The following is a 24,658-nucleotide window of genomic DNA, read 5'->3' as shown; positions in this document are numbered from 1 at the left end:
ATTGCCCCGCAACCCTTCAATCTCTGGCGTCTTGGATTAAACTGCCGCGTCCGACTCGAAAGGATGAGGCAGAGCTCATGGCAAAGAACGACCCCTTCGGCTTCGACATCTCGGTGTCGGCCTCGAAGAAGAAGAACCCGCGCGGACGCCGCGGCATGTCGGGCGCCTTCGATACGTCGACGCGGGTCTGCGACCACCCCGGCTGCGAGGAAGCCGGCAAGTACCGCGCCCCGAAATCGCCTGACGTGCTCGATGATTTCTACTGGTTCTGCAAGGATCACGTGCGCGAGTACAACCTCAAGTGGAACTTCTTCGAAGGCACCACCGAGGCCGAGTACAGCGACCAGGTCGACAAGGACCGCGTCTGGGGCCGCTCCACCAAGCCCTTCGGCAAGCGCAGCGAAGAGCAGCGCGCCTGGGCCCGCCTCGGCGTCGACGACCCCCACCAGGTGCTGGGTGACAACGCGACCCGCAACCCGGGCCGCGAGAAGGCCGGCCGCAAGCTGCCCGCGACCGAGCGCCGCGCCCTCGACATCCTCGACGCCAAGGACAGCTGGTCCAAGGCCGAGATCCGCAAGTCCTACAAGGCGCTGATCAAGGTGCTGCATCCCGACATGAACGGCGGCGACCGCAGCCAGGAAGAGCAGCTCGCCGAGGTGGTCTGGGCCTGGGACCAGATCAAGGACAGCCGCTCCTTCCCCGACAAGAACTGACCGCCCGCGCCGGGGGGCGGGGTCGGCGCGCCCTTCGGCCCGCCCCGGCCCGCCCTTGAACCCCGCCGCCCGATGCTCCATCACTTGCGCGACCGCAAATGAGGGCCCGCGCCCGTCGCACGCGAAAGGATTTCCATGGCCGACGCCAGCACCGAGATGAACGCCCGCCCGACCGAGGAGATCGATGTCCGCGAGGTGTTCGGCATCGACAGCAACATGAAGGTCAAGGGCTTCGCCGAGCGTTCGGACCGGGTGCCGGAGATCGACCCGACCTACAAGTTCGACCCCGACACCACGCTCGCGATCCTCGCCGGCTTCGGCTACAACCGCCGCGTCATGATCCAGGGCTACCACGGCACCGGCAAGTCGACCCATATCGAGCAGGTCGCCGCCCGGCTGAACTGGCCCTGCGTGCGCGTCAACCTCGACAGCCACATCAGCCGCATCGACCTGATCGGCAAGGACGCGATCAAGCTCAAGGACGGCAAGCAGGTCACCGAGTTCGCCGAAGGCATCCTGCCCTGGGCGCTGCGCCACCCCTGCGCCATCGTCTTCGACGAGTACGACGCCGGCCGCGCCGACGTGATGTTCGTGATCCAGCGGGTGCTCGAGACCGACGGCAAGCTGACGCTGATGGACCAGAACCAGGTGCTGACGCCGAACCCCTATTTCCGGCTCTTCGCCACGGCGAACACGGTCGGCCTGGGCGACACCACCGGCCTCTACCACGGCACCCAGCAGATCAACCAGGCACAGATGGACCGCTGGTCGCTGGTCTCGACGCTGAACTATCTCAGCCACGACGCCGAGGCCGCGATCGTGCTGTCGAAGGCGCCGCACTACAACACCGCCGAGGGCCGCCAGACCGTGAGCCAGATGGTCACGGTGGCCGACCTCACCCGCACCGCCTTCATGGCGGGCGACCTCTCGACCGTGATGAGCCCGCGCACCGTGATCAACTGGGCCCAGAACGCCCAGATCTTCCGCGACGTGGGCTACGCCTTCCGGCTGAGCTTCCTCAACAAGTGCGACGAGCTCGAGCGCCAGACCGTGGCCGAGTTCTACCAGCGCTGCTTCGACGAAGAGCTGCCCGAGAGCGCGGTCAGCGCGGCGGCGGCCCGCTGAACCGATGGCCGGGCTGCATATCGGCCTGATCGGCGGCATCGGCCCGGCCGCCACCATCGTCTACTACCAGCGGCTCTGCGACGCCATGCGCGCCCGCGGGGCGCGGCTGGATCTGACGGTGGTGCAGGCCGACATCCACGAGTTGATCGCCAACAACCTCGCCGACCGGCGGCAGGACCAGGCCGAGATCTACGCCCGGCTGATCGAGCGGCTGCAGGCCGCCGGCGCCGACTGCGCCGCGATCACCTCGCTCGGCGGGCATTTCTGCTTTGAGGAAACACGCGCGATCTCCGCCCTGCCCCTCGTCTCGGCGGTCGAGCCGCTCGACGCGCATTTCGCGCGCGAGGGGCTGTCTCGCGTCGGGCTGCTCGGCACCCGCGTGGTGATGCGCACGAGGCTCTACGGCCAGCTCGCCCGCACCGAGGCGGTGGCGCTCGACGACGAGATCGAGGATCTGGGCCAGCTCTACCAGGATCTCGCCGTCGCCGGGGCCTGCGACGACGCGACGCGCGAACGCCTGATCGGCGCGGGGCGGCGCATGGTCGAGGAGATGGGCGCCGAGGCGATCGTCCTCGCCGGAACGGACCTCAACCTCGCCTTCGACGGCCAGGAGCCGGGCTACCGGGTGATCGACGCGCTCGACGTGCATGTGGCGCTGCTGGCCGACCTCGCCTCCGGCGCGCGACCGCTCGACGCCTGACGGGGCGCGGACGCCCGGCCCGGGCGTGCTATGCTCCGCCCCGACCCTTGCCGCCCCCGACCTCAGGTGAAATACCTCTGCCCATGAGCCCAACGTCAGACAACCCCGCCGATCCGTTCAAGAAGGCCCTGACCGAGGCCACCAAGGTCATGGCCGACGACCGCGAGCTGAATGTCAGCTTCAGCGTCGACCCGCCGGGGCTGAGCCACGACTCGGTGCGCCTGCCGCAGATCAGCCGCCGGATGACGCCGGACGAGGTGCTGCTGGCGCGCGGCACCGCCGACGCGCTGGCGCTGCGCCACCGCTACCACGACGCCGCCGTCAACAGCCGCTACCAGCCCGAGGCCGGGATCGCGCGCGACCTCTACGACGCGATGGAGACGGCCCGCGTCGAGGCGGTCGGCGCCAAGCACATGCCTGGCACCGCCAAGAACATCGACGCCAAGATCGGCTCTGAGGCGCGGCGCAAGGGCTACGAGCAGATCCGCGACAAGGCCGACGCGCCGCTCGCGGTGGCCGCGGGCTACCTGATCCGCCACCTCGCCACGGGGCGCGACCTGCCGCGCGGCGCCGACAACGTCATGGATCTGTGGCGCGGCTTCATCGAGGAGATGGGCGGCGACCGGCTCGAGGGGCTGACCGAGGCGCTGCACGACCAGAAGAGCTTCGCCCGCTTCGCGCGCGAGCTGATCCGCGATCTCGGCTACGGCGACCAGCTCGGCGACGACCCCGACATGGAGGACCCCGACCAGGAGGACGAGGCCGCCGAGGAGGAGGAACAGCAGGATCCGGATTCGACCGGCGAGGACGAGCAGGACGAGGACGACACCGACGCCGCGCCCGAGGAGAGCCAGGACCAGCAGCAGGACCAGTCGCAGGCGCAGGTCTCGACCGAGGAGCAGGAGCAGTCCGAGGAGGCCGAGGAACAGGAGATGCCCGAGGGCGAGGCCCCGCAGGACCCGCCGCCCCCGGCCCATTCCGACGCCGACCCGAACTACGCCGTGTTCGACACCCGCCACGACGAGGAGATCGGCGCCGAGGAGCTGGCCGACCCGGCCGAGCTGGAGCGGCTGCGCGCCTATCTCGACCAGCAGCTCGACCCGCTGAAGGGCGCGGTGTCGCGGCTGGCCAACAAGTTGCAGCGCCGCCTGCAGGCGCAGCAGAACCGGTCGTGGGAGTTCGACCGCGAGGAGGGCATCCTTGATGCCGGCCGCCTCGCCCGCGTCGTCGCCAACCCGACCACGCCGCTGAGCTTCAAAGTCGAGAAGGACACCGAGTTCCGCGACACGGTGGTGACGCTGCTTCTGGACAATTCCGGCTCGATGCGCGGCCGGCCGATCTCCATCGCCGCGATCTGCGCCGACGTGCTCGCCCGCACGCTGGAGCGCTGCCAGGTCAAGGTCGAGATCCTCGGCTTCACCACCCGCGCCTGGAAGGGCGGGCAGTCGCGCGAGGATTGGCTGGCGGCGGGCCGCCCGGCGATGCCGGGCCGCCTGAACGACCTGCGCCACATCGTCTACAAGCGCGCCGACGCGCCCTGGCGGCGCACCCGCGACAATCTCGGGCTGATGATGAAGGAGGGGCTGCTGAAGGAGAACATCGACGGCGAGGCGCTGGAATGGGCGCATCGCCGGCTGCTCGGGCGGCGCGAGGCGCGCAAGGTCCTGATGGTGATCTCCGACGGCGCGCCCGTGGATGACAGCACGCTCAGCGTGAACCCCGCCAACTACCTCGAGAAGCACCTGCGCGACGTCATCGCCATGGTCGAGAAGCGCAAGGCGGTCGAGCTGACCGCGATCGGCATCGGCCACGACGTGACGCGCTACTACGACCGCGCGGTGACGATCACCGACGTCGACCAGCTGGCCGGCGCGATGACCGAGCAACTCGCCTCCCTCTTCGACGCCGACCCGCGCAAGCGGGCCCGCGTCCTCGGAATGAACAAGGTCGCCTGATGTACCAGAACTTCGCCACCACCGCCCGCCCCGAACAGGGGCCGCCCCGCCTGGCCAAGCTGCGCGAGCGCATGGCCACGGAGCAGCTCGACGGCTGGATCGTGCCGCGCGGCGACACCTGGCGCGGCGAGAACGTCCGCGCCCGCGACGAGCGGCTCGCCTGGCTCACCGGCTTCACCGGCTCGGCCGGCTTCGCCGCGATCCTCGCCGACAAGGCGGGCGTCTTCATCGACGGCCGCTACAAGATCCAGATCAAGGCCCAGGTCGCGCCCGAGTTCACCGCGGTGGACTGGCCCGGCACCCGGCTCGCCGACTGGTTGGTGGCCAACCTGCCCGAGGGCGGCACGGTGGGCTACGACGCCTGGCTGCACACCCCCGAGGAGATCCGCGAGCTGCACGGCAAGCTGCACCCCAAGGGGATCGGCCTCAAGCCCTGCGACAACCTCGTGGACGCCATCTGGGAGGACCGCCCGGCCCCGCCGCCCGCGCCCTTCATCGCCTGGCCCGACGAGTTCGCCGGCAAGAGCCATGCCGAGAAGCGCGCCGAGATCGCCGCTAGGCTGCGCGAGGCCGGCCAGCGCTGCGCCGTGCTCACCCTGCCCGACTCGATCGCATGGCTTCTCAACATCCGCGGCGACGACGTGCCCTCGACCCCGGTGCCGCTGAGCTTCGCGATCATCGACGACGCCGGCCGCACCGAGCTGTTCTGCCCGAAGGGCAAGGCGGACGAGCTGCGCGAGTATCTCGGCGCGGAGGTCGACGTGCTCGACATCGACGCCTTCCTCGGCGCGCTGGGGCAGCTGCCCGGCCCGGTCCGGGTTGACCCGAACTCCGCGCCGGCGATCGTCGAGACGACGCTGAAGGACTGGGACATCGCCATCGCCGAGGCCGAGGACCCCTGCGTGCTGCCCAAGGCGCGCAAGAACGCGGCCGAGATCGCGGGCGCGCGCGCAGCCCATCTGCGCGACGCCACCGCCGTCTGCCGCTTCCTGCACTGGCTCGACGACGAGGCCGAGAAGCTGGCCTCGGGCGGCCACAAGCTGACCGAGATCGGCGTGGTGAAGGCGCTCGAAGGGTTTCGGCGCGAAACCGGCGAGCTGCGCGGCATCAGCTTCGAGACCATCGCCGGCGCCGGCCCCAACGGCGCGATCACCCATTACCGCGTGACCGAGGACAGCGACCGCGAAGTGAAGCCGGGCGAGCTGCTGCTGGTCGATTCGGGCGGCCAGTATCTCGACGGCACGACCGACATCACCCGCACGATGGCGATCGGCACGCCGCCCGCGGATGCGCGCGAATGCTACACCCGCGTGCTGCAGGGCATGATCGCGCTCAGCCGGGCGCGCTTTCCCAAGGGGCTCGCCGGGCGCGACCTCGACGCGCTGGCGCGCTACCCGCTCTGGCTGGCCGGGCTCGACTACGATCACGGCACCGGCCACGGCGTCGGCGCCTACCTGTCGGTGCATGAAGGCCCGCAGCGCATCTCCAAGGGCGCGGGCACGGTGATCGAGCCGGGCATGATCCTGTCGAACGAGCCGGGCTACTACCGCGAGGGCGCCTTCGGCATCCGCATCGAGAACCTGATCGTCACCCGCGAGGCCCCGGCCCTGCCCGGCGCCGACGACCGCGAGATGCTCGATTTCGAGACGCTGACCTGGGTGCCGATCGACCGCCGGCTTGTCGTCACGGAAATGCTGTCGCGCGCCGAGCTGGACTGGATCGACGCCTACCACGCCGCTACATTCGACAAGATCGGTCCGCGTCTCGACGGCGCGGCGCGGGACTGGCTCGAGGCCGCCTGCGCCCCGCTGCGCGCGTGACCATCCTAGGGAGCAACGAGAACATGAGCGATCACATCACGATCCGCCCCGCCGAGGGGACCTGGGTGGTGCGCGCCGGGGGCGCCGTCCTCGGCGAGAGCAGCCGCGCGCTGGAGCTGATCGAAGGAGACTACCCGCCGGTGATCTACTTCCCGCGCGAGGACATCGCGATGGCCTTCCTCGAGCCGTCGAGCACGCGCTCGCACTGCCCGTGGAAGGGGGATGCGAACTACTTCAACATCATCGCCAAGAGCGGTGCGATCGAGGACGCCGTCTGGTCCTACGAGGCGCCGAAGGCCGGGGTCGAGCAGATCAAGGACTGCCTCGCCTTCTACAAGAACAAGGTCGCGATCGAGCAGGTCTGAGCGCCTGCCCCATCCCGAACGGCGGCCTAGGAATGCTCCTCGGCCGCCATCCGCGACAGCGCCCGGTTCATCGCCCGCAGCGCGTCCACCTGGAACAGCGCCCCCCACAGCTCCGGCTCGGCATCGTCGCGCCCGAAGCGCACCACCGGGATGAAGCTGGCCCCGGTCGCCTCGAACAGCGGCATCGCGTCTTCCAGCGTCGCTCCGGACTGCAGGAACACCCCCTCCTTCATCATCTGCCGCAGCGCCTCTTCGGGCGCGGCCCGCGGCGCGCCGATCGCGCGCATCACCGTCTCGGCCCGGATCGTGCCGAGCAGCCAGGCCTGCGGCCCGGCGGCGAGATGCACGCCGCGCCGCTCGAGCTGGGTGAGGAAGAACGACCGGTGCACCAGCCGCGAGGCCAGCGCCGAGGCGAGCGACACCGCCACCATCACCGCGAGGCCGGTCTGCCAGTCCCCGGTCAGCTCGAACACGATCAGCGTGGTCGAGATCGGCGCGCCGAGCACGGCGGCGGCGACCGCGCCCATGCCCGCCAGCGCGTAGAGCGTGCCCTCGCCCGAGAACTCCGGGGCGAGGCCGGTGGCGATGGTGCCGAAGGCGAGCCCGGTCAGCGCGCCCACCATCAGAGAGGGCGAGAACACGCCGCCGCCCATCCGCCCGGCCATGGTGATCGCCACCGCCGCCACCTTGACCACGACGAAGATCACCGCGAGGTCGAAGGCGATCCGGCCCTGCAGCGCCGCCGAGGTCGTCTCGTAACCGACGCCGATGATGTGCGGGAACCAGATGGCGATCACGCCCAGCATCAGGCCCGTCACCGTCGGGCGCATCCAGCGCGGCCAGCCGAGGCGCGCCTGCACCCGGTTGGCCAGATCGTCGGACCAGAAGATGGCGCGCATCAGCACCACCGCCACGAGGCCGCACAGAAGCCCCAGGAGCAGGAAGGCCGGCAGCTCGACATAGAAGGCGAGGTTGCTCTTCTGCGGCAGCACGAACTCGGTCACGTCGCCCCAGATCAGCCGGCTGAGCACGGTGCCCGCGACCGAGGCGATGACGATCGGCGCGAAGGCGTGCACCGCGAAGTGCCGCAGCACCACCTCGAGCGCGAAGAGCGCCCCGGCGATCGGCGCGTTGAAGCTTGCCGAGACGGCCGCCGCGACGGCGCAGCCCAGCAGGTCGCGCCCGGTGATGCCGTCGGCGCGGATCCAGCCCGAGACATAGGTGGCAAAGACCGAGGCGAGATGCACCACCGGCCCTTCGCGGCCCGTCGAGCCGCCGGTCGAGAGGGTGATCATCGAGGCCAGCGCCGAGACGAGCCCGCGCTTGCGCTCGACCCGCCCCTCGCGCAGCGCCGCGCCCTCGATCACCTCGGCGACCGAACGCACCCGCGCATCCTCGGTGAAGCGGTCGAGCAGCAGCCCGACCGTGAGCCCGCCCAGCGCCGGCACCGCCACCAGCCAGTACCATGGCAGCGAGGCCGCGAAGCTGTGCAGCATCGCCACGTCGTCGGTGTCGTAGAGCATCGCCTGCAGCCATTCGATCCCGGCGCGGAAGGCGATCGCGGCCAGCCCGGCCGCCCCGCCCAGCATCAGGGCGATGAACCAGAACTGGATCTCGCTCGGGCCCTGCTTGCGGATCAGCGCCCAGGCGCTGCGACACTTCGCGCGCCAGCGTGCCGGTGCGGGGATCTTCTCCCGCGATGCAGGCTCCGCCGGGTCCGTCTCGCCTGACAGCATCCTTCTCCGCTCTCCGGTTCTCCGCGGCCTGTTTAGGACAGTTCGGCCGCCGGTTGAAGCGCCGCCGCCAAGCGGGCAGGATAAGGTCAGACCCGCAACCGGCGGGTCGTGCAAATGCGGGACAATGATGACGGAAATGGCGGCGCGTCGCCTGGCGCAGCATCGGGCACAAGAGCGGCACGGCTTTCCGGCATCCGACCCGCTGACCGTGATCGACCGCATCTACGAGGTCGCGATGGATCCCACGCGCTTCGAGGAGATGCTCGACCACTGGGAGGCGGTGATGGGCCCCCTGCGCCGGGCCGGCACCGGGCTGGGCCAGTTCGACGGCCATGTGCAGCGCGCCGACCAGGTGCTGGAACGCGCGCTGGCCGGCGAAGGCGCCGACACGCCCGAGGCGATGCTCGGCCGGCTGGGCCATGCCGCCGCCTTCGCCGTCACGCCCCGTCTCACGGTCAGCCATTGCAACCCGGCCGCGACGCGCGCCTTCGGCATCACGCCCGACGCCCGGATCGGCGACCTCGCGCTGGCCGAGGCCGACACCGTGTCGCTGTCGCGCTGCGTCGAACAGCTCATGGCGGGGCCGGCGGGCGATCCGGTGGTGCTGCGCAACCGCGCGCGGCACAGCGACCGGCTGATCATGTTCCACCTGCGGCTGATCCGGCCGCGCGACGGCGAGGCCTATGTGCTGGCGGTCACCTCCGAGCTGGGCTGGCCCGAGGGGTTCTCGGCGCTGCTGCGCGAGGCCTTCGGCCTGACCCATGCCGAAAGCCAGATCCTGCGGGGGCTCGCCGAGGGGCTCAGCCTGCCCGAGATCGCCGACGGGCGCGGCCGCAGCCTCGCCACCGTGCGCGCCCAGCTCAAGGCGATCCTGAGCAAGACCGAGACCCGCAGCCAGACCGAGCTGGTGCGGCTGACCCTGTCGAGCATGGAGATGGCGCAACCCGGCCTCGCCAAGCGGCCGGCGGAGCGCGATCCCGTCGCGCAGCCCTTCCAGACGCTGAAACTGCCCGACGGGCGGCGCCTCGACTACCTGATCCTCGGCGACCCGGCGGGGCGCGACTGCCTGTACCTGCCGCTCAATCTCGGGCTGGTGCTCTGGCCCGCGCCGGCGGAGGCCGAGGCGCGCCGCCGCGGCCTCAGGATCATCGTTCCGGTGCGCGCGGGCTACGGCCACTCGACCGTGCTGCCGGCCGGCGTGCCCTATCTCGACACCCTGTGCGACGATCTCGTGCGGCTGCTCGACCATCTGGGCTGCGGCCCGCTGCCGGTGCTCAGCATCGGCGACGACAGCCTGCTGGCCATGGCCTTCAACGCCCGGCACCCGGGCCGAATGACAGCGCTGATCGCCTGCGCGGGCGTGCTGCCGCTGCATCGGCCCGAGCAGTACGAGCGGATGCACAAATGGCATCGCTTCATCCTGGCCTCGGCGCGCTACACGCCGCAGCTTCTGCCCTTCATGGTCAAGGCCGGCTTCGCGATGGTCCGCCGGCTCGGCAAGCCCGGCTTCGTCCAGGCGGTCTACGGCCGCAGCGCCGCCGACATCCGCACCTTCGAGATCCCGGAAGTGCGGGAGGCGATGCTGCTCGGCTCGGAAGTCACGGTGAACGACCACCATGCCGCGCAGGACGCCTTCGCACGCGAAATCGTGGCGCATGAGAGCCATGACTGGGAGCCCGCCCTCGCCGCGCTGCGACGGGTGCCGGTGCAGATGCTCAACGGCCTTCAGGATCCGCAGGTGCCGATCGCGACCCTCGAGGAGTTCCGCGACGATCACCCGTGGATCGACTGGCGCATCTTCCCCGATGCCGGGCAGCTTCTGTTCTTCCTGAAATGGCGCGACGTGCTGCCCGAACTGGAGAAACACGCCCGCGCGATAAAATCGTAGACCTTACCTTAATTGGGGTATGACGCCCCCCGGCGATGGGGTTAGGTAAATGACATTGATACGACACATTGTCCCCGCCCTCGGGCGGCGGAGCGGAGAGATTGGCATCGGGCGGAGGTGAGTGGCCGCCTGGTGCAACACTATTTCGCCTACCGGAGGCTGATCCGGCATCTTGGCGACGCGTGCGACGAAGCGATGGCATTCGCTTGTTCTGCACTCGTCGCCATTTTTTTTGCCTCGGCTAATCGGGCCCTGCGCCGCGACGACGACCGTCACGGCGGCGAGCGGCGGCCAAAAGGCGCCGCGTTCTCCCTAGCAAACACATGACGTTACGGAAAGGTTCCGGCTTGAGATACGGCCGCGTGGCGGGCCGTCAGGCGGCGTCGGCCCCCTCGAGCAGCACCTTGGCGGCGCCGCGCGCCGCATCGGTCACGGTGTCGCCCGCCAGCATGCGCGCGATCTCGTCGATCCGCGCGGCCGTGTCGAGCGGCACGACGCGCGAAATGGTGACCTCGCCCTCGTCGCGCCGGCTCACCGCCTTCTCGACCCGCCAGTGATGGCCGCCCAGCGCCGCGACCTGCGGCGAATGGGTGACGACCAGCACCTGCGCACCGTCCGCCAGCCGCGCCAGCCGGCGACCGACGGCATTGGCGGTCGCCCCGCCGAGGCCGCGATCGATCTCGTCGAAGATCAGCGTCAGGCCGGCGCTGTCGCCGGTCAGGCAGACCTTGAGCGCCAGAAGGAAGCGCGACAGCTCACCGCCCGAAGCGATGCGCGACAGCGGGCCGGCCGGCGCGCCGGGGTTGGTCGCGACGCGGAAGGTGACCTCGTCATGCCCCTCCGGACCCGGCTCGGCCGCGGCGAGATCGACCTCGAACACCGCCCGCTCGAGCTTCAACGGCGCCAGTTCGCGCGCCATCGCCAGCGACAGCCGCTCGCCCGCCTCGATGCGCAGCGCGCGCAACGCGCCGGCCGCGGCATCGTAGTCGGCATCCGCCCGGGCCACCGCGGCCTCGAGATCGGCCATGTCGCCCTCGGAGGCATCGAGCGCCTTGAGCCGCTGCCGCAGCCCGTCGGCGAACTCCGCCAGCTCGTCGGGCATGACCTCGTGCTTGCGCGCCAGCCCGCGGATCGCGAAGAGCCGCTCCTCGGCCGCCTCGAGCGAGCGCGGGTCGAACTCCATGCCGTCGAGCGCGTCGCGGATTCCGGTCTCGGCCTCGCCCAGCGCATCGAGCGCGCGGGTGAGCGCCTCGATCGGGCCGTCGAGCCGGCCCTCGGCCGCCTCCACCGCGCCGTCGAGCCAGCGCATCGCGTCGGCCACCAGCCCCTCGGCGCCCTCGCCCGCGATCACCTGATGGGCGCGGGCGATGTCGCCGCGCACCCGCTCGGCGCCCTGCATCCGGCGGCGCAGCGCGTCGAGCTCGGCCTCCTCGCCGGGCTGCGGGTCGAGCGTGTCGAGCTCGGCCACGGCGTGGCGCAGGTATTCCTCCTCGGCCCTGAGGCCGGCGATCTGCTCCTGCGCGCGGGCCAGCATCTTGCGCGCCTCGCGCCGGCCGGCCCAGGCCTGCCGGGTCGCGGCGATGGCGGCCTCGGCCCCGGCGAAGGCGTCGAGCATCGTCCGGTGGCCCTTGGGGTCCAGAAGGCCGCGATCGTCGTGCTGGCCGTGCAGTTCGACCAGGACGTCCGATAGCGCGCGCAGCACCTCGCCCGACACCCGGCGGTCGTTGACCCATGCGGTCTTGCGGCCCGAGACGGTGTTGACGCGGCGCAGGATCAGCTCGTCGCCCGCCTCGATCCCGGCCTCGGCCAGGACGGTGCGCGCGGCGTGGTCCTTCGGCAGGTCGAACACCGCCGTCACCTCGCCCTGATCGGCGCCCTGGCGGACCAGCTCGGCCCGGCCGCGCCAGCCCAGCACGAAGCCGAGGCTGTCGAGCAGGATCGACTTGCCGGCCCCGGTCTCGCCGGTGAGCACGTTCAGCCCGGGCTGGAAGTCGAGCTCCAGCCGGTCGATGATCAGCATGTCCCGGATGTCGAGCGCGCGCAGCATATCAATCCCCCTCGTGGCGGAACGTCATGCCTCCGCGCTCAGATCCATTCGCCCCGCACCATCTGGCGGTAGATCGCGGCCAGCCAGTTGTCGCCGGTCTCGCGCGCCTCCAGCCCCTCGCCGGTCAAGAGCGCGTAGCTGTCCTGGTACCAGTCGGTGCCGCGGTAGTTGTAGCCCAGGATCGCGCCGGCGGTCTGCGCCTCGGCGGTCAGGCCGAGCGACAGGTAGGCCTCGACCAGCCGGTGCAGCGCCTCGGGCGTGTGTGTGGTGGTCTGGAATTCCTCGACCACGACCCGGAACCGGCGCGCCGCGGCGGCGTAATGGCCACGCTTGAGGTAGTAGCGCCCGATCTCCATCTCCTTGCCGGCGAGATGGTCGAAGGCGAGGTCGAACTTCAGCTTGGCCTGGCCGGCATATTCGCTCTCGGGGTAGCCCTCGATCACGCCGCGCAGCGCCTGCAGCGCCTGGAAGGTCAGCCCCTGGTCGCGGCCGACGTCGTCGATCTGGTCGTAATAGCTCAGCGCCAGCAGGTACTGGGCATAGGCCGCGTCCTCGTCGGCCGGGTAGAAGTCGAGATAGCGCTGCGCGCTGGCCCGGCTGTTGGGGTAGTCGCGGTCCTTGTGGTAGGCGAAGGCCTGCATGATCAGCCCGCGCTTGGCCCATTCGGAATAGGGGTAGAGCCGCTCGATCTCGCCGAAATAGAGCGCCGCGTCGTCGGGCTGGTCGTCGGCCAGGCGCTTTTCGCCCTGCTGGAAGATCTCGACCGCCGAGAGCCCCTCGAGCGCGCCGGGCTCGAGCCGGGTGGTGCCGCCGCCGCAGCCCGCCAGAAGACCCAAGGCAAGGACCAGCCCCAGCCCGACCCGTGTTCCGCTGCCTGCCATGCGCCCGCCCTGAATCCTGTCGGTCATCTGCCCATCCCGGGATCGCCGCCCCGTTATCCACCCCCCGTCAGGGGGACCGTCCGGCACCGGGTCTAGCACGAAAAAATCGGGGGCAAAACGGCTTTTCCCGTCCGGCCCGGGCGCGGCGTCAGGCCACCGCGGCGAGGTCGGCCGGCTTCAGCCGGCTGCCCGGCAGAGTGGTGGCGAGGTCGGCATCGACCTCGACCCAACGCCAGGCCTCCGGCGCGGCGAACAGCGCCCGGAGCAGGTGGTTGGTCATGGCATGGCCCGCGCGGCGCCCCTCGTAGCGGCCGATGATCGGCGCGCCGGCGGTGGCGAGGTCGCCCACCGCGTCGAGCATCTTGTGGCGCACCGCCTCGTCGGCATGGCGCAGCCCGCCCGGGCTGAGCACCTGCGCCCCGTCGACGACGACGGCGTTCTCGTAGGTGCCGCCCAGCGCCAGCCCCTGCGACTGCATCGCCTCGACGTCGGAAAGCCGGCAGAAGGTCCGGCTGTCGCACAGCTCGCGCAGGAAAGCGCCGTTGGCCATGTCGAGCACGCGGCGCTGATGGCCGATCGCGGCGTCGGGGAAGTCGATCTCGAAATCGATCTCGAGCCCGCCCGCCTCGCGCGGCAGCAGCCGCGCCGCGGCGGCGCCCTCGACCGCCTCGACCGGGCGCAGCACCTCGATCGCGTAGAGCGGCGCGTCGAGCCGGCGCAGCCCCGCCTCGAGCAGCGCCCGTGCGAAGCCGGCCGAGCTGCCGTCGAGGATCGGCACTTCGGGGCCGTCGATCTCGACCCGCGCGTTGTGGATGCCGCAGCCCGCCAGCGCCGCCATCAGATGCTCGATGGTCGAGACGGTGACGCCGTCGGCGTTGACGAGACGGGTGTTGAGCGGCGAGACGCGGACATGGTCCCACAGCGCCGGCACGACCGGGTCGAGGCCGATCACGTCGCCGCGGCGGAACACGACGCCATGCCCGGCCGGCGCCGGTTTCACGGTCATGCGCACCGGCCGCCCCGAATGGAGCCCTGTGCCGGTAAACCCGACCTGTCTGAGTAGCGTGGTCTGCACGTGCCCGAGTCCGTTATCCGTTCCGGATTTCTTGGAGCCTGACCTAAGCGCTTGGTCAGTCGGTCACAATTCACTCTTTGCGACAGCATGTAACATGTGGCGCGGGCTCCGCATGGGCGATTTTTCGCCGCCCCGAACGACGAGGGGCCGCCCCGAAGGGCGGCCCCGTCGCGTCCCGACGTCGCGGGATCAGTTCGCCTGGCGGCGCAGGAAGGCCGGGATCTCGATGCGCTCCTGCTCGGGATCGGTCTCGCCGTCATCCTGCCAGCTCGGCGCCTGGCGCTGCACGGGCTGCTGCTGCGGCTGCGGCCGCGGCGCCGGCTGTTGCGCCGGCTGCGGCGACTGGGCCCGCTGGCCGCCCTGCGGCGCCTCGCCCTGCCCGGTCATGCGGTTGATCAGCGAGTTGATGCCGAAGCGCGGCTGGCGCTCGGCCTCGGAGGCGGCCTGACCGCGGGCCGGGGCGGCCGGCGCGCGCGGCGCTTCCTGACGCTCGGCAGCGCGGTTCTGGGCCTGGGCCGCGGCGCGCAGGCGCGCCAGCGCCTCGGGGTTGCTGCTGCCCGACTGGCCCGACTGGCCGGCCTGGCCACGCGGGGCGACGAAGCTCTCGGGCGCGGCTTCCTCCTGCTGCGGCTCGCGGCGCGGGGTGTAGGCCGGCGGCGGCAGGTCGTCGCTGCGCTGCTGGACCGGCTCCTCGCGCGGGGTGCGGCGGGTGTCGAAGCCCTGGCGGAACTCGTCCTCTTCCTCGTAGGCCTGCGGCTCGGGCGCGCGCTGCGCCGGCTGCTGCTGGCGCGGCGCCTCGCGCGAGGGCGCGCGGGCGGCGGGCTGCTGGGTCGGCGCCGGGCGCTGCTGCTGCGGCGCGGGCTTGTGCTCCTCGATCGAGGTGCGCTCGCGCAGCGGCTCGCTCATCGAACGGCGCGGCAGCGGGGTGTCCTCCTGCTTGACCAGCGCGTCGATGCCGGTGGCGACGACGGAGACGCGCATCCGGCCTTCCATGCCGGTGTCGAGGGTCGAGCCGACGATGATGTTGGCTTCCGGGTCGACCTTCTCGCGGATCTTGTTCGCCGCCTCGTCCAGCTCGAACAGGGTGAGGTCGTAGCCGCCGGTGATGTTGATGAGCACGCCGCGCGCGCCCTCGAGGCTGATCTCGTCGAGAAGCGGGTTCGCTATCGCCTTCTCGGCCGCCTGCACGGCGCGATCCTCACCATCGGCCTCGCCGGTGCCCATCATCGCCTTGCCCATCTCGTCCATCACCGCGCGCACGTCGGCGAAGTCGAGGTTGATCAGGCCCGGCCGCACCATCAGGTCGGTCACGCCCTTGACGCCCTGGTAGAGCACGTCGTCGGCCAGCGCGAAGGCCTCGGTGAAGGTGGTGTTCTCGTTGGCCAGCCGGAACAGGTTCTGGTTGGGGATGATGATCAGCGTGTCGACCACCTTCTGCAGCGCCTCGACGCCGGCCTCGGCCTGCTTCATCCGCTTGGCGCCCTCGAACTGGAAGGGCTTGGTGACGACGCCGACGGTCAGCACGCCGAGCTCGCGCGCGGCCTGGGCGATGATCGGCGCGGCGCCGGTGCCGGTGCCGCCGCCCATGCCGGCGGTGATGAAGCACATGTGCGCGCCGGCGAGGTGATCGACGATCTCCTCGATCGATTCCTCGGCCGCGGCGGCGCCGACGGTGGCGCGGGCGCCCGCGCCGAGACCCTCGGTGACCTTCACCCCCATCTGGATCTTCGCCTGCGCGCGCGACTGCTGCAGCGCCTGCGCGTCGGTGTTGGCGACCACGAACTCGACCCCGTCGAGTTCCTTCTCGATCATGTTGTTGACCGCGTTTCCGCCAGCGCCGCCGACGCCGAAGACCGTGATCCGGGGCTTGAGGTCTTCATGCCCCGGCAGAGAGAGGTTGAGTGCCATGCTGTCCGCCTGTCCTGAATCTGGCCCGTCCCGCCGGGCTTGTCTGCCACTGTCCGGCCAAACTATCTGCGCGCCGGCGCATCGTCACGGGGAAACTCGGGGGTTTCTACTTATTTTCGCCGCGTTTTCGACCGAGAATCCGCGGCTGCCGTGGCGTTCGGCAGGTTCCCGCGTATCACCAGTTGTCCTTGAGCCATTTTATGGCCCGTTTGAGCGACCGCGCCGGGTAGCGTTCGGCCGGCACGTCGAAGTCCCACCACTCGTCCTGCGGATGGGCGGCGAAGAGGCACAGCCCCACGGCGCCGGCGAAGGCCGGCCCCGTCGCGGCCTGCGGCAGGCCCTGCACCCTGAGCGGGCGGCCCAGCCGCACCTGCTGGCCGAGGATGCGCGTGGCCAGACCGTCGAGGCCGGGGATCTGGCTGCCGCCGCCGGTCAGCACGATCTGCTGGCTCGGCAGGTGCTCGAAGCCGGCCGCGTCGAGCCGCTGGCGCACCTCCTCGAGGATCTCCTCGACCCGCGGGCGCATGATGCCGATCAGCTCGGCCCGGCTGACGGTGCGGCGGTCATGCTCCCAGTCGCCAGTGTCGCCGCCGATCTCGATCATCTCGCGGTCGTCCATGCCGGTGGCGACGACGCCGCCGTAGAAGGTCTTGATCCGCTCGGCGGTGGCCATCGGCACCTGCAGGCCCATCGAGATGTCGGAGGTGACGTGATCGCCGCCCATGCGCACCGAATCGGCATAGATCATGTGCTTGCGGATGAAGACCGAGATGCCGGTCGAGCCGCCGCCCATGTCGATGCAGGCGGCGCCCAGCTCCTGCTCGTCCTCGACCAGCGAGGAGATGCCCGAGACATAGGCCGAGGACGCCAGCCCCGCGACCTCGAGGTCGCAGCGCTTGATGCAGTAGAGCAGGTTCTCGATCGCCGTGGCATCGACCGTCAGCAGGTGCATGTCGGTGGTCAGCCGCTGGCCGATCTGGCCGCGCGGATCGGCGAGGCCGGAGCGATGGTCGAGCGCGAAGTTCACCGGCTGGGCGTGCAGCACCTCGCGGCCATCGCCGTAATCGGGCACCTCGCAGGCCGCGAGCACCCGACCGATGTCGCCGTCGGTCACCTGCCCGGCCTCGACCTCGACCTCGCCGTCGAGCCCGTAGCTGCGCGGCCGCGCGCCCGAGAGCGTGGCGATCACGTGGTCGACCCGGACCCCGGCCATCTTCTGCGCCGCCTGCACCGCGGTGCGGATCGCGCGCTCGGTCTCGGCCATGGCCGAGACCTCGCCGAAGGAGACCCCGCGCGAGCGGGTGGTGGCGGCGCCGATGATCCGGAAGGAGGACTGGCCGGCCATCGAGCCGATGCCCTCGGGCGCCGGCATGTCGCCGTCGAAGCGCAGCACCAGACAGGCGATCTTGGACGTGCCGACATCGAGGATCGCGATCACCCCGCGCTGCATGGCCGCCTTGCGCATGTTCCGCATCGCGCGCTGGGTCTGGTAGAGCTGCCCCATCTTCGTCCCCGCTACACTGTCCCTAGTTGTTGTTCTCGCTGACGCGCCGAAGACGCATCAGGGCCTGCTCGGTCAGCCTTATGGTCGGCCGATCCTCGTTCCTCACATCCACCGCGACGATGTCGCGGGCCAGCATGTCCTGCGCGGCGTCGAGCGCCATGACGCGCTCCAGCGCCGCCACCGGGTTCTCGGCCGGCAGCAGGATGCGCTGGCCGCGGTCGAGCACCAGGTCCCAGCGCCGCTCGCCCATCCGCACCAGCCCGCGCAGCCGGTCGGAGACCGGCTCGGCCGCGGCGAACAGCGCCAGCGCCTCGCCGATCTTCTCGCGCGCGCCGTCGCCGGCGATCAGCGGCAGCTCGGCCCGGGCCGAGCGCTGCGGGATCATCCCGGTCATCACCCCCTCGGCATCCACCAGCCGCAGCCCGTCGACATGACGCCAGACCGCCACCGGCACCCGCTGCGTGACGGCGATGTCGAGCACCCCGCCCGGCCGGACCCGCACCGTGGCATCGGCCACGGCGGTCAGCTCGCGGATGCGCGCCCGGATCTCGACCAGGTCGAGATCGAAGGAGGAGATCGGCATCCGCTCGGGCAGGAAGCGCTGGATCGCGGCGGCGAGCGCCGGGTCGGCGCCCTCGATCTCAACCGCGCCGACCATGAATTCGGGGCGCTGCTCGATCATGCCGCGCAGCCGCTCGTACTGCGCGGCGAAGGCCTTGCGGTTGTCCTCCTGCACGAACCACAGGCCGAGCCCGCCGGCCACCAGCAGCACCGGCAGGCCGAAGCGGACCCCGATGCGGAACAGCGGCGTGAGCATCAGGCGCTGGTAGCGATAGCCCCAGCGCGTCGGCGCGGGATCGCGGCGCATGCCGTATTGCGGCTCGCGCCGGAAGAGGCCGGTCAGCGATCGCATGACGCGTCCTCCACCAGCCAGCGGCACAGCGCCGGGAAGTCGATGCCGAGGCTCGCCGCCTGCTCGGGCGCGAGCGAGGTGGGCGTCATGCCGGGCTGGGTGTTGGTCTCGAGCAGCACCAGACCGGCCGCGCCCTTGTTCTCGTCCCAGCGGAAATCGGTGCGGCTGAGGCCGCGGCAGCCCAGCGCGCGGTGCGCGCGCAGCGCGTAGTCGAGGCAGGCCTCGAAGACCTCGGCCGGCAGGTCGGCGGGCACCACGTGGCGCGAGCCGCCCGCCTTGTACTTGGCGTCGTAGTCGTACCAGCCGTCGGTGACGATGTCGGTCACGGTCAGGGCGCGGTCGCCCATCACCGTGGTGGTGAGCTCGCGCCCCGGCAGGTAGCTTTCGACCATCACGGTCTCGGGCATGTCCTGAGACAGCTGCGGCGGCTGGTTCGCGCCCTCGGGCACGATGTAGATGCCGACGCTCGAGCCCTCGTTGTTGGGCTTCACCACATAGGGCGGCGCCATGACATGCGCGGCCATCACCTCGGCCTTCGAGGCCAGCCGGCTCTCGGCCACCGGCAGGCCGGCGGCGCGGAACACGGCCTTCGAGGCCTCCTTGTCCATGGCGAGCGCCGAGGCCAGCACGCCGGAATGGGTGTAGGGGATGCGCAGCCATTCGAGCAGGCCCTGCACGCAGCCATCCTCGCCGCGCCGGCCATGCAGGGCGTTGAAGACGACGTCGGGGGCATGGGCCTGGAGTTGCGCGGTCAGGTCGAGGCCGGCATCGACCTCGATCACTTCGTATCCCGCCTGCCGCAAGGCCGCCGCGCATTCGCGCCCGGAGGACAGCGAGACCTCGCGCTCCGCCGAGGGTCCGCCCATCAACACGACGACCTTGGGATGTGTCCCGCTCGACATTCCCAGACTGCCCCATTCGCGCGCCGCGTGTCGGCGCGTCATATTGCTTCGGCCCTTCGGGCCACCCCCGTTATCGGGGATCGTCTTGTTCGCTTGTCAGGCGGACGGCGCGCCGACCCGCATGATTTCCCACTCTAGCGTCAGCCCCGAATGCTCGTAAACCCTTTTCCGGACCCGCTCGCCCAGCTCTTCCAGCTCGGCGGCGGTGGCATTTCCGGAATTGGTGAGGAAATTCGGGTGCTTCTCGTTCATCACCGCGCCGCCGAAACGTGCACCGCGCAGGCCGGCATCCTCGATCACCTTCCACGCCTTCAACTCATGCGTGTCGTCCGACTGCCCGGTGGAGGAGAATCCCGCCGGGTTGCGGAAGGTGGAGCCGGCGGTGCGGTCCTTGGTCGGCTGGCTGTCGTCGCGCCGGGCGATCTGGTCGGCCATGCGCGCCTCGAGCGCTGCCGCCTCGCCTTCGGGCGCGTCGAACACCGCCTCGACGATCACCGCGCCCTCGGGCAGGCGGCTCGAGCGGTAGGCCAGCTCCAGCGCGGCGGCGGGCAGCGTCTCGGTGCGGCCGTCGCGATGGATCACGGTGATCTCGCGCAGCGCGTCGGCCACATATGTCCCGTAGCAGCCGGCGTTCATCCGCACCGCCCCGCCGATGGCGCCGGGAATGGTGCGCAGGAAAGTGAGGTCGCGCCCGGCCTGCGCCGCCTTGCGCGCGACATGCGCGTCGAGCGCCGCGGCGCCGGCCGTGACCGTGCCGTCAGCGCCGATCTCGATGCCGTTGAAGCCGCGGCCGAGCCGGATCACCACGCCGCGCACGCCGCCGTCGCGCACGATCAGGTTCGAGCCGACGCCCATCGGGAAGACCGGCACGGCCGGGTCGAGATCGCGCAGGAAGCTCGCGAGATCCTCGCGGTCGGCGGGCTGGAACAGCCAGTCGGCCGGCCCGCCGACCCTGAGCCAGGTCAGGTCTGCCAGCGGCTTGTCCCGCATCAGGCGGCCGCGCACCTCGGGCAAGGCCAGATCCGTCATCGCGTCACTCCGGGGACCGGTCGTCGAAGGGCTGCGCCGCCCGGACCAGCTGCTCGCGCAGCAAGGTGGCGCCCGCCGCCAGCAGCAGCACGCCGGCGACCGGGCCGAGCGAGAAGGTCGCCCACCCCAGCAGCGGCACGCCGGTGAACATCAGCGCCACGCAGCGCAGGCTGCAGCGGCCGCGCGCCGGCAGCATCGCGGCGAGGTTCGCCGCGATCAGCCAAAGGCAGGCCGCGGCCAGCGGCAGCACGTCGACGCCGCTCACGCCCCGGCCTCCAGGTTGGCCGGCAGCGCCTGCGCCCAGGTGCTGATCGTGCCGGCGCCGAGGCAGACCACGATGTCGCCGGGCCGGGCCTCTTCGCGCACCAGCCGGGCCAGTGCCTCCTCGGAGCCGATGGCATGGGCCTGGCGGTGGCCGTGCCGGATCAGCCCGGCGACGAGATCGTCGCGCGAGGCCCCCTCGATCGGCGCCTCGCCCGCGGCGTAGACATCGGCGATGCCGACCACGTCGGCGTCGTTGAAGCAGGTGCAGAAATCCTCGAACAGCGAGGACAGCCGCGAATAGCGGTGCGGCTGGTGCACCGCGATCACCCGCCCCTCGCTGGCCTGGCGCGCGGCGCGCAGCACGGCGGCGATCTCGACCGGGTGGTGGCCGTAATCGTCGATCACCGGGACGCCGTTCCATTCGCCCACCTTGGTGAAGCGGCGGTTCACGCCGCCGAAGGCGGCCAGCGCGGCGCGGATCTCGTCGCGCTTCATGCCCAGATGGCGGGCCACCGCCACCGCGGCGAGCGCGTTCGACACGTTGTGGTCGCCCGGCATCGGCAGGCTGCAGCCCTCGATCACCGCGTCCTCGGCCCTGAGCACGATGTCGAAATGCGCCACGCCCGCCTTGTAGTGCAGGTTCGCGGCCCGCACGTCGGCCTGGGCGTTGAAGCCGAAGGTCACGACCCGGCGGTCGGTGATCCGGCCGACCAGCGCCTGCACCTCCGGGTGGTCGGTGCAGCACACGGCGAGGCCGTAGAAGGGGATGTTCGACACGAAGTCGAGGAAGCCCTGCCGCAGCCCCTCGATCGAGCCCCAGTGATCCATGTGCTCGGGGTCGATGTTGGTGACGATGGCGATGGTCGCGGGCAGGCGGTTGAAGGTGCCGTCGCTCTCGTCGGCCTCGACCACCATCCACTCGCCCTGCCCCATCCGGGCGTTCGAGCCATAGGCGTGGATGATGCCGCCATTGACCACGGTCGGGTCGAAGCGGCCGGCGTCGAGCAGCGTCGCGACCATGGTGGTGGTGGTGGTCTTGCCGTGGGTGCCGCCGACGGCGACGTTGGAGCGCAGCCGCATCAGCTCGGCCAGCATCTCGGCCCGGCGCACCACCGGCAGGCCGCGCCTGCGCGCCTCGTCGAGCTCGGGGTTGCCCGGCTTGATCGCCGAGGAGATCACCACCACCGCGGCGCCGTCGAGGTTCTCGCCGCTCTGCCCGACGAACACCCGCGCGCCGAGCTGTTCGAGCCGCTTGGTGATCTTCGAGGCCTTCAGATCCGAACCCTGGACCGTGTAGCCCTGGTTCAGAAGCACCTCGGCGATCCCCGACATGCCGATACCGCCGATCCCCACGAAGTGGATCGGCCCGACATCGAGCGGCAGTTTGGTCGCTGCGTTCATGGCCCCGGTCCCGTCCATCAGCTTGGTTGTTCCTTTTGTCCGTCCGCCAGTTGCTCCACCAGGCCGGCCAGCCGCTCCGCCGCGTCGGGAATCCCGGTGCGGCGGGCCGCCTGCGCCATCTGCATCGCGCCCTGCCCGTTGCCCAGCACGAGGGCGATCTTCTCGGACAGCGCGTCGACGTGGAATCGTCTTTCAGGGAACATGATCGCCGCGCCGGCTTCGACAAGCCCCCGCGCGTTCGCGGTCTGCTCGTCGCGGATCGCGATCGCCAGCGGCACCAGGATCGAGGGCCGGCCGATCACGCTCAGATCGGCCACGGTCGAGGCGCCGGAGCGGGCGATCACCAGCTGCGCCTCGCTCATCCGCGTCGGCAGGTCGGTGAAGAAGGTCTGCACCTCGGCGTCGATGCCCTCGTCCGCGTAGTAGGTCGAGACCCGCTGCACGTCCTCCTCGCGCGCCTGATGGCTGACCCGCACCAGGCGGCGCAGCTCGGGCGGCAAGTTGGCGATGGCGGGCGGCACCACGTCCGACAGGATCCGCGCACCCTGGCTGCCGCCGATCACCAGCACCGACATCGGGTAGTCGCCGGGCGGGATGTAGGCGGCGCCGGCGCGGTCGAGCACGGCGCGGCGCACCGGGTTGCCGGTGTGCACCGCCTCGACGCCCGCGGGCAGCTCGGTCGGCCAGGTGCCGCAGGCCACGGCGTCGACGCGCTTGGCGAACAGCGCGTTGACCCGGCCCAGCACGCCGTTCTGTTCGTGCAGCATCCGCGGCAGGCCCAGCAGCGTCGCCGCCGCCAGCGCCGGGATCGAGGGGTAGCCGCCGAAGCCCACCACCGCCGCCGGCCGGTCGCGCAGCATCCGTGCCAGCGCCGCGGTCACGCCGCCGCCGATCCGCAGCGGCGCCAGCGCCTTGTCGGTGAGCCCGCCGCGGGCGAAAGTGCCGGCGCCGACCTGCTCGATCTCGACCTCGCGCGGGAAGCCCTGCGTGTAGCGCGCGCCGCGCGCATCGGTGGAGAGCTTGACCCGCCAGCCGCGGGTCAGCATCAGCTCGGCCAGCGCCTGCGCCGGGAACATGTGCCCGCCGGTGCCGCCGGCGGCGATGACGAGAAGGCGCCCCTCCGCCATCAGCGGCCCCGCCGCAGCAGGATGTCGCCGATGCCGCCCTGCGGGCGGGTGCGGGTAAAGGCCAGCAGCATGCCCAGCGCGATGCCGCTCGCGATCACCGAAGAGCCGCCATAGCTGACGAAGGGCAGCGTCATGCCCTTGGCCGGCAGGAGCCGCACCGCCACGCCCATGTTGATGATCGCCTGCACGCCGAAGGCACAGGCGAGGCCGGTGCCGGCGAGGCGGATGAAGATGTCGCGCTCCTTCATCAGCCGCATCAGCGAGCGCACGGTGATGGTGGCGTAGAGCATGATGATCACCAGCACGCAGACCAGCCCGTATTCCTCGGCCGCCACGGCGATGATGAAGTCGGTATGCGCGTCGGGCAGCGACCACTTCACCTGCCCCTCGCCGACGCCGACGCCGAAGAAACCGCCCTCGCGGATGGCGTTGGTGGCGTAGCCGAGCTGGGTGGTGGGGTCGACCTCGGCCGACAGGAAGCCGTCGATGCGGCGGGCGAAGTGCTCGGAGCTGTTGTAGGCCAGCGTGCCGGCCGCGGCGACCGCCCCGGCGAGGCCCAGCAGCAGGAACATCGGCGCGCCGCCGACGAAATACATCACCCCCCAGGAGAACAGCACCAGCGCCGCCTGCCCGAAATCGGGCTGCAGCGCGAGGAACAGCACGATGGTCACCGCCAGCGCGAAGGACCACAGCCGCCCCGGCGGGCCGGAGGGCTCGAGCCCCGCCGCCATGAACCAGGCCGCGACCACCACGAAGCCGGGCTTGAGGAACTCGGACGGCTGCACCGAGGCGAAGCCGAACGAGTACCAGCGCACCGCGCCCTTGCCGAAATCGGTGCCGAAGACCGGCAGCAGCGCCAGCGCCACGAAGGCGCCGAGGAAACCGAGCACAGCGAGCCGGCGCACCAGCTGCGGCGTCATCATCGAGACGCCGAACATCACGCCCAGCGACAGGATCCCGAAGAAGGCCTGCCGGCTGACATAGTAGAAGGGGTCGAGGCCGTTGCGGGCGGCCAGCGGCGGCGAGGCGGCCAGCCCCAGCAGCAGACCGATCGCGAACAGCAGGAGAATGCAGGACATGCTCCAGACGTCGATCGTGCGCCACCAGCGCGGAAGAATCGGGTCAACGGTCCGAACGGGGACCGCCCCATGCACCATTTCGGTCATGAAACTGCTGCCTGATTGCCTCTGCCTTGCCCGCTTGTGCGGGTCTCGTCGCGATACCCTAGCGCGAAAGGTGACGCTTTGCCACAGGAATGACGCGTTGGTCCGACGCCGGATCGGCTTGAGCCCGGGCCGAAAACGC

At 70.9% G+C, this 24,658-nt stretch carries 21 protein-coding genes; 8 read left to right on the top strand and 13 right to left on the bottom strand.

From position 1 onward, the window contains the following. The first annotated feature begins 77 nt into the window (after positions 1 to 77). From BLT43_RS07390 to BLT43_RS07365, 6 genes are all read left to right on the top strand, one after another. Positions 78 to 713, top strand: a complete 636-nt coding sequence (locus tag BLT43_RS07390) for a J domain-containing protein (protein WP_090111437.1) — start codon at positions 78 to 80, stop codon at positions 711 to 713. A gap of 135 nt (positions 714 to 848) precedes the next feature. Further along, positions 849 to 1,838 carry a cobaltochelatase subunit CobS gene (gene cobS, locus BLT43_RS07385; RefSeq protein WP_090111435.1) on the top strand — a complete coding sequence of 330 codons (990 nt, stop codon included), beginning with the start codon at positions 849 to 851 and terminating at the stop codon, positions 1,836 to 1,838. Positions 1,839 to 1,842: 4 nt separating this feature from the next. Further along, positions 1,843 to 2,538, top strand: coding sequence for an aspartate/glutamate racemase family protein (locus BLT43_RS07380; protein ID WP_341349835.1), 696 nt, complete (start codon positions 1,843 to 1,845; stop codon positions 2,536 to 2,538). A gap of 83 nt (positions 2,539 to 2,621) precedes the next feature. Further along, positions 2,622 to 4,493, top strand: coding sequence for a cobaltochelatase subunit CobT (gene cobT / locus BLT43_RS07375; protein ID WP_090111433.1), 1,872 nt, complete (start codon positions 2,622 to 2,624; stop codon positions 4,491 to 4,493). Next, on the top strand, positions 4,493 to 6,313 hold the full coding sequence (locus BLT43_RS07370; RefSeq protein ID WP_090111431.1) for an aminopeptidase P family protein: 1,821 nt from the start codon (positions 4,493 to 4,495) through the stop codon (positions 6,311 to 6,313). The genes cobT and BLT43_RS07370 overlap by 1 nt, the downstream gene beginning before the upstream one ends. A gap of 23 nt (positions 6,314 to 6,336) precedes the next feature. Then, complete coding sequence (locus BLT43_RS07365; RefSeq protein ID WP_090111429.1) at positions 6,337 to 6,678, top strand: DUF427 domain-containing protein; 342 nt, start codon at positions 6,337 to 6,339, stop codon at positions 6,676 to 6,678. Positions 6,679 to 6,704: 26 nt separating this feature from the next. Here BLT43_RS07365 and BLT43_RS07360 read toward each other — a convergent pair whose 3' ends face one another. Beyond that, positions 6,705 to 8,414, bottom strand: coding sequence for a chloride channel protein (locus BLT43_RS07360; protein ID WP_423222117.1), 1,710 nt, complete (start codon positions 8,412 to 8,414; stop codon positions 6,705 to 6,707). A gap of 136 nt (positions 8,415 to 8,550) precedes the next feature. On the opposite strand from BLT43_RS07360, the gene BLT43_RS07355 reads away from it, so the two are divergent. Both BLT43_RS07355 and BLT43_RS18885 read left to right on the top strand, forming a co-directional pair. After that, positions 8,551 to 10,302 (top strand): LuxR C-terminal-related transcriptional regulator, encoded by a 1,752-nt coding sequence (locus tag BLT43_RS07355; protein WP_110559011.1) that lies wholly within the window; start codon positions 8,551 to 8,553, stop codon positions 10,300 to 10,302. 132 nt (positions 10,303 to 10,434) lie between these two features. Next, on the top strand, positions 10,435 to 10,629 hold the full coding sequence (locus tag BLT43_RS18885) for a hypothetical protein (protein ID WP_131802632.1): 195 nt from the start codon (positions 10,435 to 10,437) through the stop codon (positions 10,627 to 10,629). Positions 10,630 to 10,675: 46 nt separating this feature from the next. Here the strand turns inward: BLT43_RS18885 and recN are convergent, their stop codons facing one another. From recN to BLT43_RS07295, 12 genes are all read right to left on the bottom strand, one after another. Further along, complete coding sequence (gene recN, locus BLT43_RS07350; RefSeq protein ID WP_090111427.1) at positions 10,676 to 12,349, bottom strand: DNA repair protein RecN; 1,674 nt, start codon at positions 12,347 to 12,349, stop codon at positions 10,676 to 10,678. Positions 12,350 to 12,387: 38 nt separating this feature from the next. Then, positions 12,388 to 13,257, bottom strand: a complete 870-nt coding sequence (locus tag BLT43_RS07345) for an outer membrane protein assembly factor BamD (protein ID WP_207497426.1) — start codon at positions 13,255 to 13,257, stop codon at positions 12,388 to 12,390. A 121-nt stretch (positions 13,258 to 13,378) separates the two neighbouring features. Next, positions 13,379 to 14,305, bottom strand: coding sequence for a UDP-3-O-acyl-N-acetylglucosamine deacetylase (lpxC, locus tag BLT43_RS07340; protein ID WP_090111422.1), 927 nt, complete (start codon positions 14,303 to 14,305; stop codon positions 13,379 to 13,381). 189 nt (positions 14,306 to 14,494) lie between these two features. Next, positions 14,495 to 16,213, bottom strand: a complete 1,719-nt coding sequence (gene ftsZ / locus BLT43_RS07335; RefSeq protein ID WP_090111420.1) for a cell division protein FtsZ — start codon at positions 16,211 to 16,213, stop codon at positions 14,495 to 14,497. A 175-nt stretch (positions 16,214 to 16,388) separates the two neighbouring features. Then, the gene (ftsA, locus tag BLT43_RS07330; protein WP_090111418.1) at positions 16,389 to 17,717 is read right to left on the bottom strand and encodes a cell division protein FtsA; all 1,329 of its coding nucleotides are present in this window, start codon (positions 17,715 to 17,717) and stop codon (positions 16,389 to 16,391) included. Between the two features lie 22 nt (positions 17,718 to 17,739). Beyond that, positions 17,740 to 18,630 (bottom strand): cell division protein FtsQ/DivIB, encoded by an 891-nt coding sequence (locus BLT43_RS07325; RefSeq protein WP_090111416.1) that lies wholly within the window; start codon positions 18,628 to 18,630, stop codon positions 17,740 to 17,742. Further along, positions 18,618 to 19,538 carry a D-alanine--D-alanine ligase gene (locus BLT43_RS07320; RefSeq protein WP_090111554.1) on the bottom strand — a complete coding sequence of 307 codons (921 nt, stop codon included), beginning with the start codon at positions 19,536 to 19,538 and terminating at the stop codon, positions 18,618 to 18,620. Before BLT43_RS07320 ends, BLT43_RS07325 begins: the two co-directional genes overlap by 13 nt. 90 nt (positions 19,539 to 19,628) lie before the next feature. Further along, entirely contained in the window at positions 19,629 to 20,561 is a 933-nt protein-coding gene (murB, locus tag BLT43_RS07315; protein WP_090111414.1) for a UDP-N-acetylmuramate dehydrogenase, read from the bottom strand. A 4-nt stretch (positions 20,562 to 20,565) separates the two neighbouring features. Then, positions 20,566 to 20,826 (bottom strand): DUF2484 family protein, encoded by a 261-nt coding sequence (locus BLT43_RS07310; RefSeq protein ID WP_090111412.1) that lies wholly within the window; start codon positions 20,824 to 20,826, stop codon positions 20,566 to 20,568. Further along, on the bottom strand, positions 20,823 to 22,226 hold the full coding sequence (murC, locus tag BLT43_RS07305; RefSeq protein WP_090111553.1) for a UDP-N-acetylmuramate--L-alanine ligase: 1,404 nt from the start codon (positions 22,224 to 22,226) through the stop codon (positions 20,823 to 20,825). The genes BLT43_RS07310 and murC overlap by 4 nt, the downstream gene beginning before the upstream one ends. Positions 22,227 to 22,243: 17 nt before the next feature. Further along, positions 22,244 to 23,353: a UDP-N-acetylglucosamine--N-acetylmuramyl-(pentapeptide) pyrophosphoryl-undecaprenol N-acetylglucosamine transferase gene (locus BLT43_RS07300; protein ID WP_090111410.1), complete on the bottom strand. Its 1,110-nt coding sequence runs from the start codon at positions 23,351 to 23,353 to the stop codon at positions 22,244 to 22,246. Next, positions 23,353 to 24,519, bottom strand: a complete 1,167-nt coding sequence (locus tag BLT43_RS07295; protein WP_090111408.1) for a peptidoglycan glycosyltransferase FtsW — start codon at positions 24,517 to 24,519, stop codon at positions 23,353 to 23,355. Before BLT43_RS07295 ends, BLT43_RS07300 begins: the two co-directional genes overlap by 1 nt. Between the last annotated feature and the right edge of the window lie 139 nt (positions 24,520 to 24,658).

The sequence above is a fragment of the Limimaricola pyoseonensis genome (assembly GCF_900102015.1).
Classification (GTDB): Bacteria; Pseudomonadota; Alphaproteobacteria; order Rhodobacterales; family Rhodobacteraceae; genus Limimaricola; species Limimaricola pyoseonensis.
The sequence above is the reverse complement of the archived record's forward strand: the minus strand, read 5'-3'. Positions and strand labels throughout refer to the sequence as shown.

What these genes read in the sequence shown, in the direction of transcription:
- BLT43_RS07390 (WP_090111437.1), top strand. Translation starts at nt 78, where the DNA reads ATGGCAAAGAACGACCCCTTCGGCTTCGACATCTCGGTGTCGGCCTCG.
- cobS (WP_090111435.1), top strand. Translation starts at nt 849, where the DNA reads ATGGCCGACGCCAGCACCGAGATGAACGCCCGCCCGACCGAGGAGATC.
- BLT43_RS07380 (WP_341349835.1), top strand. Translation starts at nt 1,843, where the DNA reads ATGGCCGGGCTGCATATCGGCCTGATCGGCGGCATCGGCCCGGCCGCC.
- cobT (WP_090111433.1), top strand. Translation starts at nt 2,622, where the DNA reads ATGAGCCCAACGTCAGACAACCCCGCCGATCCGTTCAAGAAGGCCCTG.
- BLT43_RS07370 (WP_090111431.1), top strand. Translation starts at nt 4,493, where the DNA reads ATGTACCAGAACTTCGCCACCACCGCCCGCCCCGAACAGGGGCCGCCC.
- BLT43_RS07365 (WP_090111429.1), top strand. Translation starts at nt 6,337, where the DNA reads ATGAGCGATCACATCACGATCCGCCCCGCCGAGGGGACCTGGGTGGTG.
- BLT43_RS07360 (WP_423222117.1), bottom strand. Translation starts at nt 8,414, where the DNA reads ATGCTGTCAGGCGAGACGGACCCGGCGGAGCCTGCATCGCGGGAGAAG.
- BLT43_RS07355 (WP_110559011.1), top strand. Translation starts at nt 8,551, where the DNA reads ATGGCGGCGCGTCGCCTGGCGCAGCATCGGGCACAAGAGCGGCACGGC.
- recN (WP_090111427.1), bottom strand. Translation starts at nt 12,349, where the DNA reads ATGCTGCGCGCGCTCGACATCCGGGACATGCTGATCATCGACCGGCTG.
- BLT43_RS07345 (WP_207497426.1), bottom strand. Translation starts at nt 13,257, where the DNA reads ATGACCGACAGGATTCAGGGCGGGCGCATGGCAGGCAGCGGAACACGG.
- ftsZ (WP_090111420.1), bottom strand. Translation starts at nt 16,213, where the DNA reads ATGGCACTCAACCTCTCTCTGCCGGGGCATGAAGACCTCAAGCCCCGG.
- ftsA (WP_090111418.1), bottom strand. Translation starts at nt 17,717, where the DNA reads ATGGGGCAGCTCTACCAGACCCAGCGCGCGATGCGGAACATGCGCAAG.
- BLT43_RS07325 (WP_090111416.1), bottom strand. Translation starts at nt 18,630, where the DNA reads ATGCGATCGCTGACCGGCCTCTTCCGGCGCGAGCCGCAATACGGCATG.
- murB (WP_090111414.1), bottom strand. Translation starts at nt 20,561, where the DNA reads ATGACGGATCTGGCCTTGCCCGAGGTGCGCGGCCGCCTGATGCGGGAC.
- murC (WP_090111553.1), bottom strand. Translation starts at nt 22,226, where the DNA reads ATGAACGCAGCGACCAAACTGCCGCTCGATGTCGGGCCGATCCACTTC.
- BLT43_RS07300 (WP_090111410.1), bottom strand. Translation starts at nt 23,353, where the DNA reads ATGGCGGAGGGGCGCCTTCTCGTCATCGCCGCCGGCGGCACCGGCGGG.
- BLT43_RS07295 (WP_090111408.1), bottom strand. Translation starts at nt 24,519, where the DNA reads ATGACCGAAATGGTGCATGGGGCGGTCCCCGTTCGGACCGTTGACCCG.